This window comes from Zwartia sp. (assembly GCF_049655405.1).
In the GTDB taxonomy this organism is placed as follows: Bacteria; Pseudomonadota; Gammaproteobacteria; order Burkholderiales; family Burkholderiaceae_B; genus Zwartia.
Genome location: NZ_JBASJR010000008.1, coordinates 1 through 12,099 on the forward strand (window position 1 = coordinate 1; position 12,099 = coordinate 12,099).

The window sequence follows — 12,099 nt, forward strand, 5'->3', positions numbered from 1 at the left end:
GCACATATCGATTAAGAAATACATAACGGCTAAGGAACAACATGGACGAAGAAATCACCCATAAAGAAATCTACGAACGACTCGTCTGCGTTGAAGACAAGATCGATCGCATCGATGAGAACACAAAAGAAGTCACCGCCGCCTTTTCAGCCGCAAAAGGGGCATTTATTGCACTTGAAGTACTGGGCAAGATTGCTAAGCCGATCCTGTGGATTACAGGCGTGTGCTCGGCCATTGCAGTGCTTTGGAATGAGTTCTGGAAAAGATGATTACTTTTAATGAAGCTTTTGATCGCTTGATCTCACACGAGGGGGGTTACAGCGATGACCCACGCGACTCGGGCAATTGGACAGGAGGAGCACCTGGCATCGGGCTATTAAAAGGCACCAAGTTTGGAATTGCCGCAAGTTCCTACGGCTATCTCGACATCAAGAATCTCACTCTTGATAAGGCAAAGACCATCTATCAGCGAGACTTTTGGGATGTTTGTGGCGAGGCCCACCCAGCGGTCAAGTTTCAACTGTTTGATGCGTCAGTCAATCACGGCCGAAGTAATGCGATTCGCTTTTTACAGCGCGCAGTAAAGGTAGCTGATGATGGAGAGTGGGGAGTGATATCTCAAGCGGCACTAAACCGCATGGATCCCAATGATGTGTTGCTGCGTTTTCTGGCCTATCGCTTGAAGTTTTGGGCATCGCTTCAAAAGTTCGATATTTATGGACGGGGCTGGACTAATCGGGGAGCCGACAATCTTCTTTATGCGGCAGAGGATAACTAAATGCGGATAAAAACTCATGACTAATCGCTCAGATCGCTGGCGTAACCGGCGCAAGATGGCCTGGCTCTCTATGCTTGCGGGACTCCTTTTTCCACTACTAATACTCGTCACCGAATCCGATCAATTAGGTCAGATTGCACCACCCTTTTATGTTTTTGTCGGGATGGTCGTGACGGCCTACATTGGTGGAGCGGTAGTCGATGATCATTGGCAGAAGGAGGTCAAATGATTGCACTACTCACCAACCGATACGTACTCATCGCAATTGCCATGGTCGCTGGCATGTCGGGGCTATGGGGATACGGAAAGTATCAATTCCACGTGGGCTATCAAGCTGCAGAAAACATTCGCCATCTCGCAGATCTCGAATCATTTAAATCTGAGTCAATGCGATTGCAAGGGTTATCCCAAAACCTCGAAGCCCAACTATCAACACTGCGCGAGGCTCAACCCAAAATCATTGAAAGGTATAACCGTGTCGTTATTGAAAAACCACTACCCGGCGATTGCATTATTGATGCTGACAGGCTGCGCGAGCTCAACGCCGCCATCACGACCGCCAATACCGGCAAATCTGGCCAGCCCTTGCCCGGCGATCGATAGTTTTACGTCACCGTCCTGGGATGAGTTGATGAAAAGCTATCTGAAGCTGGTGATTCAGTATTCTGAATGTGCAAAAAAGCATGAAGCGTTCAGTGGTACTTAGACACTAAAAAATATCAACAATGGAGGGGCTCTCACGAATGCGGTGGCAGCCTCACTCGGTCATCCACTTAACCTGCCGTCGCTCGATATCGGGCCGCTCGCCACACTTACTCTCGGCATGCTGGGTCTGGGCGGGTTGCATGTGGCGGAGCGGGTCAATGGGGCTGCCTAAAACAGCATTATTCGGCCGCTTCTTATGCCCGTGGAGTGTCCCTGCAATAATTTTCCAGGCACTCAATCACCTCCTTTTGATGAGCGAACGCCTGCTTATCTCCCCACTGCTTGTTCTCATAGATTAGATCCATTTTGAGCGAATCGATCCGCTTCTTGTTCTTGTTGAGGAACCGTTGACGCTTCTCGTTGTAAGGCAGATTTCCATATTCTGAATTCAGACTCCGAGAAACAAGTGCGAGATTGCCTATGCAGTCGAGCGCTTGTTCAACTTGGTTGCTATCCCTTTCGGTCGGTGTCTGTGGCGAGATATGTTCAACCGAGCTTTTTGCGGTGAGCCGGAATTTCTTCCATCCATCTGTTTCACGCTTGCGTTGAAACCAAAGCACAAACTCTAATTTGTAAAACCAGTAGTGGGCGAACTTCACCCCGTTCGCACTTGTCAACTCCGTGTTATGGACCAAGTGGCGACGCTGCCAAGGCTTTTGCATAAATGCGCGGGTTCTTATAACAAGGGATTCATCAGCGGCAGAACCTAGCAGGTGATTATCAAGATGTCGAAGATAGTCGAAATAGCGCTTTGCCTTTGTGATTTGCGTTTCAGTCTTCTCGCCTGGATTGCGGTACATATACAACAATAATGGGGTCACCCAATACTGCGTCGTTATTTCCTGGGAGTGATAAAGCATGCTCTGCAAAAGCGAAAATCCCCGATGGGAGTCGGTCTCGCGCGACCTGCTGACGTAGCGCTTCCCACTGCTTGTGCTAACGCTGATGTTGCTAATCAGATGCACTTCCTCTTCGCCTTGATCGACCCACTTAATAAAGTGAATATCGAAGATAACGCGCAGCCTCCAGAGCAACTCAATGAACGAGCTTACGTCCTCTGCCCGTTTTAGCGAACCTTGAAAAAAATGTTCATCAAACAGGGTCAAAAGCTCTCGGTCAAGCAACCGAGGTAAGTCATCCCGTTTGTTTTCTAACAACCAAATTCGCAGCGTATGCTGTAAAAAGAGTGGAAACCCAAAAATGCTTCGCACCCATGTGGGATCACCATCCTCCACTTCGCTATCAATATCGGATATCGCAGGCTGATCCAATTCTTGCAGAATACTTTCCAAGTCCAGCGCATGAAGATTACTCTGGCCTTGCATTTTTTTACTCAGCGCCAGGCGGATGAATTCTGAATTACTAAATTCACCGCGCTCATAGAATTCCGTGACCTCACTTGCCGATAGCCCCGAAAGTCCAGCAAGGTTGCGCTCGATGAAACTATCCATGTCTGCGCAAGCCTCCCAGAGCACTGCGTAGGGGCCACGTTCGGCCTCAGTCAACGCGTCTAGCATCCTGGCCTTGAGAATCTCATGATGCTGAAGCTGCACCCCGCGATTGTTGATAACCTCGAATAGTTTGTTTAAGTCGGTCTCACGGGGAACCGTGGTGATTACGAACTTCACCTTGCCAAAAACGAAATCCGTCAATCCAGTGAGATGCATCTCTTTGCTTCTCACACCTTCCGGCAGGGGGCGCCTCTCAAAAACAGACCTCATTAGATCAAGCGCAGTTCGCATCCGTTTGGTAGCTTCATCTTCAGCTATTGGCTGACCGCGCGATCCAAAAGTCAATGTTTCCAAAAAGTGATTGACTTCGGGCCGAATGGCGAATCTTAGTCGCGTCTGCGTGCGGGTGTCTTCCGTTACCGTTAGGAACGGCTTCAAAGCTTCTTGCCATGCATGGCAAAGCATCCACAGTGTCGTGAATCGCTGCTGCCCGTCGATGAGGTCAAAGTGTCGCCCTGTAACACCGCCTTGCTCAACCAGCAGGGTGCCACCGAGAAAAAATAAATCCTCACCTCGCTCATAGGCATTCACTAGGTCGTTCAGTAGCGTAAGTACCTGATCTTCACCCCACACATACAAGCGCTGATAAATTGGAATATTGAAGTGCCAGTTGGGGCTTTCCTCGACGATTTCTGTCAAGCTGTAAAGCTCTGAAGCGATCTTCATGCGGCACCCTCTTTAAGCTTTTCAACGATCCATTTATTCTTGCCACCAAGTGATGTGCGTTTTGTTTGTTCAAAATAGGCTAGTACCGCTTGTTTGTAGCTTCCCTGCACACCTTTTCCTACTTCAATGGACTCACTCGCGTAGATCTCACTGTGTGCGTGGTACATTTTTAAGTGGCCGATAACCTGCTCTGGTCGGAAGCCGGTTGAAATGATATCGAACAAATTCAGGTTGCCCGGGTTGTTGGGGTCCTGTTTGACAAAATTTTGTGCCGCCTCATATCGAACTTGCTGCTTATCTAACCGAATTGCGCCCAACGCGTGCTCGAGCCAAAGCGAGAACTCCCACAGTCGCTCATCCTCAAACTGATCGAAGTACATCAGCGAAGCCAACAAAAAAACCTCTCGCAGGAAAATCGAGTTTGCCATCAACAACTTCTCGTAAACCACACGGTAGCGCAACACCTCGGATGACTCCGTAGGTTCGTGGACTAAGCGGCGCAGGAGTGCGGAATATTTATCCGCGTAGAGAAAGAAGCCAATACCCTTGTGAATCGGTTGTCGGATAGCAAAGGGTAAATCTTCGGCGTTGGGGCTCAGTGAAATGCGATTGGTGTGAATTTCACTGTGCCCGTCGCGGGTGAGCGAAAGTGCTGTGCCAAGCCGATTATTCCGCGAGCGGTAAAGCGGGATGGTGGCATTGTCGCCTTCCAGCGCCCACGTCTGTTTCTGGAACTCCTCCATAAGTGCATCGTGGCCACCGTAGTTAACACGACCACCGGTCCAGTAGCGGGCACGCCATAGGAACTTGGCAAAAAGGCTAGGTGCAAACTCTTGGTCGTGCGACATCACCGGCGCACCCTGCTGGATACCTTCCCAGCGTCGTGCACATAATGTTTGCAGTGCCTCCTTCCGTTCTGTTGTTGCGCCATCGACCGCCCTCAAGTGGTAAGCTTTGAGCAAGTCTGTGGCATGAAGCGGCACCCCCCGGTTGTTTTGAGTGTCAAAAAAAGTAAAGGCAAGATCCACTCGATTCACGCTAATCACCGTGAAGACGATCTGCTGGAAGATGTCAGCGTTGGGGAGGTTTAAGTGCTCCCGAAAAATCCCAGCAGCGCAACGAATGCGGCGAGCCGACTGTGGTGAGTATGTCAGTGCACATTTCTCAGGCAAGCGGCCCGTCAACTTCTGATACAGCACACACAAAGCCGTCAGCCGCTGCTGGCCATCTATGATGAAACGTTTTTTCTTTTGAGCATGAAAATGTACAAGTACCGTACCCATATAGTACGGTGGCTTCGGATCGGGCGCTTTCTGGTAGTCGGCCAAGTCATCGGCAAGTTGCCGAATCTTTTCATCATTCCAGACAAACCCCCGCTGATATGTATCCACCGCAAACGGATGCTTCGATTTCCCGAATAATTCTGAAAAACTCCTGACGCTCACACGTACCGGAGATTGCGTAGGGTTGTCACTCATACCAGTCGAATCCTGCCGGGCAGAAGTAACTCCCGCATCGTCATGGCCATCCTATGGATGACCGAGACTATCGCAAATGCGGGCTGTTTGATTTTTGAGATCATAGGTGTGCCCAATTGATGACCGACGCCCTATTGCTCACGGTGCATCCCGGACGGTGACCTCAAAGTCATCACACAGCTTATCAACCAGATCCTCGGTTTCCTTGAAAAAATAGTCGCCAACCGTCTGCCGATGCAGCGCTTTGTAGCGGCGATAAATCTTCGCAAAATCGTCGTAGATTTCGTTCTCTGAAATGTGCGATTTGATCTTAACGATCAGCCGTTCACCTTCACTTGACTCGCGCACATAGCGGAAGAAATCAACGATCTTGGATTCAAAGTCTTTGATTAGTGTTCCCGTCTTTGCTTCCTGCTCGTTACGGGCTGCAATGATGGCCAAAATATCAAACTGACCGCCGGGACCGGGAGGCGTTCCCTCAGCAACTTCTGTTGGCTTTCTCTTCTTCTTTTTTGATTCTGCAGCGACCACTTCTACCATGCCAATCTGGTTGTCAAAATACACTTCAATCGGGTCTTTGATGTCCTCGCTTCGATGCAGCATGTTGTAGAGCGTATTGAACTTTCGCCAGAAAAATAAAAAGCTCGGTTCGCTGTACTTAGCATCCAACTCAATCACGTATTCAATGCGATTGAGAATGGTGAAATACTGCGAAGCCTTGGCTTTATTATCGGCGGTTCGCTGTGGGTTGGCGTCGATGTATTTCTTCAGGCTACTTTCAAAGTCTAAATAGCTCTCTGGTTCGTCGCGCTTGACGGCATCCTTGTATATACCTATGAATATGGCAAAGAATTTTTCGTAAGTATCCGACTTCCTCAATTCAGTCAGCAATACGTCTAGTACTTTTTTGTCCCCAAACGGATCAAAGTCACTTACCACCACATCTGAGAAGTGCTCGAAGGCATCCTTGATATTTTGAACATTCACGTTGTTATAGGAAAAATCAACAATCTTGCAGTCGTTCTTGTATTTCGTCGTGCGATTCACGCGTGAAATGGTTTGAATGGCGCTGATTCCCTTGATTTCTTTGTCCAGGAATAAGGTGTGCAATTTCTTCTCGTCAAAGCCGGTTTGCAGCTTGGCTACAACGATCATCAAACCATTTTTACAGAGCGCAAAACTCTCCAGCACCTTTTCTTCCGTCAAACCGCCATTCAGACCGGTAGCACTTTGCTCATCCTGATTGCTGGAATACACCACATGTATCGGTGCATCCGCGTACTTTTCATACTTAGGTTCTTTCACCAAGGCGTTGAAGTGTTTCGTCACCGCACCTTGGTAGGCAATCGCCGCCTTGATTGAATGCACTGCCAGCATCGCCTTGCCTGTGCCGCGTATTTGACGGTACACGTCCTTAACTAACAGGTCGGCCACGTACTTGGCAATAGCATCGATTCGATCACGGTTCTCATAGACCTGCTTTTTCTGCGCGTCCTTGTATTCCTTCTCGGTAAAACCTTCGAGCGGATTCGCGGGCAAATCAAAAAGCATCTTGGACGCGACGGGCACAATGTTTTTCAGCGGGTTCAGGATGAAGCCATCCTCAATCGCTTCTTTCATGGTGTAGCTATCGAAGGGCCGCCAGAGTTTCTCGCTTTCGGCATAGCCACTGAACTCGCCAAAGCGGGCCAGGGTGTGGTCGTCTGGCGTTGCGGTAAAGCCGATGATCAGATTCTTCTTGATAGCTTGACCGGCGTAGGCTGCGCCGTCGAACGGACTTTGCAGTTCGTCAAAAATGCTCACCATCTCTTCATGCTGGTCGCCACTGTTGGATCGGTGGATCTCGTCAATCAGGAAAACAATGCGCATGCCTGACAGTTTTTTCAGAACATCCGCGTCGAGCATTTCGCGTACTGAGCCAAATTTCTGCAAATTGACGATCACCAATCGGGTGTCGGACGCCAGAGCATCTTGAAAGGTCTTCTTGTTGGTTGCCTCGATCACCATGCGCTTGTCGATGTTCATGTTCAGCATGAGCGAATCAATCTGGCTGCGCAGTTGCAGGCGGTCCACCACAATCATGATTTTGTCGTACACATACTGCGATTTGCCGTAGCTATCGGGGCGGCGCAGGTCCTTCAACTGCAGGGCTGACCAGCCGATGATGTTGGACTTGCCAAACCCGGCGGCGTATTGCATCAGCAACGAATACACATTCTTGTTGTTGGAGTAGGCTTTACGCTTTTCCAGCAGTTCTTTTTTCTTGGCTTCGGAAACGCCCACCAATTGCTTTTCGAGCAACTTCTCAAAATAATCAGGCTCTTGCTCGTGAGCCAAAAATTCGTCGATCTTGGCCATGATCTTGTCGGTGCCGAACTTCTGCTTCGGGCGCGGAGAAATCAAATGGCCAGTTTGATCTTTAACTTCCTTTATCCCTTTATTAACATAGACGTCACGCTCAATGAAATTGTAATAAAGGATTTCTTTTTCCATCATTAGCTTGCCGTATAAAGCCGCGAATAGCTCTTTTATTTTGTCCTTCTTTTCCGCATCGGGGTTAAGCAAGGGGTAAAGCTTAAATACGCTTTGAGCTTTTTTCTCTATTTCTTCGCGATCGAATTTGCCTTCGCGACAGGTAGCCAATATCTCATCAAAGTAATCGGCAATAGTGCGGATAACATAGGTTTCACCAATGTCGGTGGTAGTGATGTGAATCGCGCTTTCGAAAATTTTGAGAAAATCCTTGCGGACACCCTGCTTTTCCTTCTCGCTCAGCATTAGATTACTATCGATGTGCTGGTGATAAACTTTCACTGCTTCAAAATAATCCTTCAGAACTTTGCCACGCCCGTTTTTGCTAGCGCTCTGACTTGTGTAGTTGCTTTTCAGTTCGCTGTAGCCGAGATAAATACCATTAACAAACATCACGAGATCTGGCCGAAACGAAAATATCTGTGAACCTTGATAGATGAACTTGTACGGCAGCTCTTGCACGACCGAGAAAATATTTTCATCAAATAAGGCATTGCCATGAATCACGCTGTCACTGGTGTAAAACAGATGGAGCTTGATACCTTGTAAGGTAATCGACTTATTGGCGTTGATGAACAAGGCCATATTCCGACTGCTGGCAATGCGTTCAGCAATCAAAGTCATTAGCTCTTGCAGCAAAGCCTTTTTGTCGCCCTTATATTTCTTGAGCAAAATCTCGTAGGGCTTTTGGTTGAGCGAACTCTCTGCAATAAACGCCTGTAAGTCTTCTTCAATAATGAGCGCTTGGGTCACAGTATTGGCTTTGACTTCCTTATAGCCCAAGCCCTCCCGATAGAACGGAATCAGGAATTTATCCTGCAGATGAAGTTCGTTCATTCGTCATTCCCTATACCCACAACTTTAATTTTGCCGGTCACAACATCGTTGATCAGCGCTTTGCGGAGATCTTTAAGTTTTTTAAGCTGGTAATTGATGGCGGTGACTATTCGATCGATCCTCTCTGTTCTTTCATTTAGATAAGATGTAATTTTGGCTTGTTCATGGGCGGGTGGGACGCAGGCCATAGAATTTCTAACATCTTCGATCGAAACCGCGACGTAAGTCGATCCAGTGGCGATGCTATTTAAATAAGAAGACATAGACGATAAAAAGTAGTACCAATACTGGTAATTTGATTTCGATCTTATTGCGCACAAGCCTCGCCCGATTCCATATGAGGCAGATGCAACATTAACTGCTCCTACTGGAGCGCGAACAGAAAGTAAGACATCGTTTTTTAGGCATACTTTCTTTACTTCAGAGCACCATACTCTTGGGGTCGGGGAGTAATTTCCAAAATCAGCATTGCCTTGAAGAAATGGGAAACCTAGTCCTTCTTCGGTATAGTCCGACGAAGAAGGCGATTGCCCCATATGAACATCTACCACTTCTTTTAGTCGTCGCACATTCCAATGAGTAGGTGTCTTCCCAATCCATTCCACTCCACTATCCTTCATTCCTACGGATTTATCCAAACCTCGAGTAACTGTCTGGACAATTAACGATTGTTTGAGTTCGCTGTATTTCTTTAACTTCTCGTTGAGTAACTCTATGTGCCGATCAATTTGCGCGGTTTTGGTATCAATATAAGTTGCGATTGCCTGCTGCGTTGAAAATGGCGGGACGGGAACAGTGATTGCACCGAGCTTGTCAAAATACAACCGCAGTCGCATATCCATGATGCCGCGCGAATTTCGCTTGAATATTTGTTTAGCGATCTCGGTTCTAAACAAATATGAAAAATATCGCTCATCAACGCGCATCGACGTTTTTCGCAAAACATCGTAAGCAGGGCTAGTAACTCCGTCATATTCCGATAAGCCAACAGATCCCATCCAAGCCAACAGTTTATTGACGACAATATCCCCCTTTTTTACAATCCAGTACCCATCGGTGGAACTGGCTTTGTTGCCCCTCGCTTCCAAATCTTTACGCGGCCTTACGCCTATGCTCGCATAAAGTGACAAAAGTTCCTGGTCATTATCGACAGGGGCCTTATCTGTGACAAGCTTAAAAAGGTCTTTTACTCTTTTCTCTTCCCATTCGGAAGGGGTTTGATCGATCCATTCACCATTACTAACTCTGTACGATTCATACGGATGAGAACGGAGATTCACAGCAATATCTCCTGCTCGAGAAGTTTCAACTGACCGTCGATATTTGCGAGCTCACCTAAAATTACACTTACATCACGCAACTTTTCCGGCTGATAAAAAATCTTGTTGAAGTTCAGTTCAACACCGACGACGTTCTCCAGATACTCGAATGGCTTACTGATGTAGCGCGCCATAAAGGCTTCAATGGCAGTTTGGTTTACCGCTACATCTTTATGATACGAAACAATTTCGTAGTCTTTTTGATAATCCGCAGTCAGTTCTACGCAAATCTCAATGCGCTCTGACAATTTCTTGGTGGCCTTCTTGTAGTTGGCCGAAACGATGATCTTGCCGCAGCCTAGCTCTTCTGTGATGCCGCCAGCTTCTTTGATCAGGGTTTCTTTCTCTGGGTCGTAAAAAAAGTTAGCATCGGCAGTGGTGATGAGCAAAGGCTGCTCTTTGTAGTCAAGCTGGGCGACTTTGGGTTTGATGGCGTCGGCGCAATAACTCTCCAATGAGGCATACTGGGTCGCATCGTACTTCGTGATGCTGAATTCAGTCAGCTCAAGTTCGCCCTGCGCGATCTTGTTGGGCGTCAGCTCAATCGAGCTTACACGTTTCATTTCGCCGAACTTATCCTCCTTCAACGGCAAGTGCGTTTCAAAGGTTCTGCCTTGCTCATCGACATTGGTGAGCATGATGGCTTGTTTGTTGAAGTAGAAAAACTCTCTGTCAAACACGCGGGCATAATCATTCTCTTGGTAGGCGGAGAGAGTGGCCACGATTTCCAGGCGGCTGACTTCATCCACTTCATTTTTCTTAGATCCCTTGCTCTTCTGCAGGGGCTTGAATTTTTCGCTGGCGTTAATCAGCATCACCTTGTTTTCGTGATGCGGCTGCTTATTTTTATTGATCACCCACAGATAGGTGTAAATGCCGGTATTGAAAAATTCATCCGTAGGTAGCTGAATCACCGCTTCGACGATATCGCTGTCGAGCATCCATTTACGGATATTGCTCTCAGCTGAGCCGGCATCACCACTGAACAGTGTCGAGCCGTTATGAACCACCACGCCCATCCCATCGGCATCTAACTTGGAGATGAGGTGCTGCATGAAAAGCAGTTGTCCATCTGAAATGGATGGCAAGTACTTGAAACGCTCGGTCTTGTCGTTGGTAATGTCTTTTTCATAGCCCTTCCAGCTCACGCCGTAGGGCGGATTGGCGATAACGACGTCGAATTCTTCGTTGTCGAATTTGTCTTCTACCAGAGTGTTGCCGTGCTCGATCTTGGAATCAGGACGGAAACGGCTTTCAATTTTCGCCAAAGCATAAAGCGCATCGTTCCAGTCTTGGCCATAGGTTTGGGTGAGGCGCTTGAATTTCTGGTTGATGCGGTCTTCGACCCCAAACAACATATTGCCGCCGCCGCAGGTGCAGTCGTAGATCTTTAGTAGCGTGTCTGACTCTTCAATTTTGGAGGCGATGATTTCAGCAATCAGAGCGATAACGTCGTCCGGGGTGTATTGCTCTCCGGCGGTCTCGGCAGAAATGTCCGCCCACTTGCGCTTGATGTGCTCTTCCAGCGTAGTGATTTCTGAGTTATTGAAGGGCTTGAGATCAATCTCTGCCCAGAGCTTGGTGTAACTAAACAGCACCTTCTTTGCTTTGAGCTTGGTGATTACACCTTTGATGTCGAGGAATTTTTCTCCCTCAGAGGCATCGACGCCCAGCAGGTCTTTTGTTTCGCCATCAAAGCCTTTCAGGTAGGTGTCGAAGTCGATTTCAAATGATTTATCGTTCTTGCAAATATCGGTCAGCGTCTGAGTCTTTTCAAAAATGAAAATGTTGTAGCCTTGGCCTTTGTCTTTGATAAGATCGTAAAGATCTTCTTTATGAATCTTGGTAAAGGCATTTACCCCAATCTCGGCTTTGAGGTCGTCAAACATTCTCACCAAGCGACTTTCGATCATGGCTAATGCAAAGAACGGCATCATGAAGGACGGCCATTCGGACTCTTTGATGCCACAGCCACGTAGTAAATCAGCAGTAGCCCAGATTTTTGATTCGTATTGAAGTATGTTCATAAGCCTTTGGCTTTAAATTTTTGATGATCAATTTTTAAACGAATGTAAAAAAAAGACTATCGCGTGTATAAACTAATTAACAGGGCTGTTTTAGTTTCAAATTAACGCTCTTGAGTCCTCAACTTAACCTCGTATCGACAAGCTTTGCATCTGCTATTTCTATACTTTGTGCTGCCAGCCACATCTCAATGAAACAATTAGTAAAAAAGATTTTTTTGTGTAACTAATTCTACCCGCTCAAAATAG

Annotated in this window: 10 protein-coding genes; 5 read left to right on the plus strand and 5 right to left on the minus strand. The window is 47.4% G+C overall.

Features of this window, described 5'->3' with window-relative positions; all coding sequences use genetic code 11:
- The first annotated feature begins 41 nt into the window (after nucleotides 1-41).
- Genes WBJ47_RS03950 through lysC form a run of 5 tightly spaced genes read left to right on the plus strand, consistent with a single transcriptional unit; the run spans nucleotide 42 to nucleotide 1,484 of the window.
- Nucleotides 42-269 (plus strand): hypothetical protein, encoded by a 228-nt coding sequence (locus tag WBJ47_RS03950; protein WP_424585243.1) that lies wholly within the window; start codon nucleotides 42-44, stop codon nucleotides 267-269.
- Nucleotides 266-778, plus strand: a complete 513-nt coding sequence (locus WBJ47_RS03955) for a glycoside hydrolase family 108 protein (RefSeq protein WP_424585244.1) — start codon at nucleotides 266-268, stop codon at nucleotides 776-778. Before WBJ47_RS03950 ends, WBJ47_RS03955 begins: the two co-directional genes overlap by 4 nt.
- Nucleotides 779-794: 16 nt before the next feature.
- A complete protein-coding gene (locus WBJ47_RS03960) occupies nucleotides 795-1,007 on the plus strand; it encodes a hypothetical protein (protein ID WP_422243639.1) in 213 nt (70 codons plus the stop codon).
- The gene (locus WBJ47_RS03965) at nucleotides 1,004-1,381 is read left to right on the plus strand and encodes a hypothetical protein (protein ID WP_422243772.1); all 378 of its coding nucleotides are present in this window, start codon (nucleotides 1,004-1,006) and stop codon (nucleotides 1,379-1,381) included. Before WBJ47_RS03960 ends, WBJ47_RS03965 begins: the two co-directional genes overlap by 4 nt.
- The gene (lysC, locus tag WBJ47_RS03970) at nucleotides 1,296-1,484 is read left to right on the plus strand and encodes an Rz1-like lysis system protein LysC (protein WP_422243765.1); all 189 of its coding nucleotides are present in this window, start codon (nucleotides 1,296-1,298) and stop codon (nucleotides 1,482-1,484) included. The genes WBJ47_RS03965 and lysC overlap by 86 nt, the downstream gene beginning before the upstream one ends.
- Before the next feature lie 193 nt (nucleotides 1,485-1,677).
- Here the strand turns inward: lysC and WBJ47_RS03975 are convergent, their stop codons facing one another.
- The 5 genes from WBJ47_RS03975 to WBJ47_RS03995 form a co-directional block, all read right to left on the minus strand.
- Entirely contained in the window at nucleotides 1,678-3,660 is a 1,983-nt protein-coding gene (locus WBJ47_RS03975) for a DUF262 domain-containing protein (RefSeq protein WP_422243640.1), read from the minus strand.
- A complete protein-coding gene (locus WBJ47_RS03980) occupies nucleotides 3,657-5,138 on the minus strand; it encodes a DUF262 domain-containing protein (protein WP_422243641.1) in 1,482 nt (493 codons plus the stop codon). The genes WBJ47_RS03975 and WBJ47_RS03980 overlap by 4 nt, the downstream gene beginning before the upstream one ends.
- Nucleotides 5,139-5,276: 138 nt before the next feature.
- A complete protein-coding gene (locus WBJ47_RS03985) occupies nucleotides 5,277-8,507 on the minus strand; it encodes a DEAD/DEAH box helicase family protein (RefSeq protein ID WP_422243642.1) in 3,231 nt (1,076 codons plus the stop codon).
- Nucleotides 8,504-9,787, minus strand: coding sequence for a restriction endonuclease subunit S (locus WBJ47_RS03990; protein WP_422243643.1), 1,284 nt, complete (start codon nucleotides 9,785-9,787; stop codon nucleotides 8,504-8,506). The genes WBJ47_RS03985 and WBJ47_RS03990 overlap by 4 nt, the downstream gene beginning before the upstream one ends.
- On the minus strand, nucleotides 9,784-11,853 hold the full coding sequence (locus WBJ47_RS03995; protein WP_422243644.1) for an HsdM family class I SAM-dependent methyltransferase: 2,070 nt from the start codon (nucleotides 11,851-11,853) through the stop codon (nucleotides 9,784-9,786). Before WBJ47_RS03995 ends, WBJ47_RS03990 begins: the two co-directional genes overlap by 4 nt.
- Nucleotides 11,854-12,099: the final 246 nt, after the last annotated feature.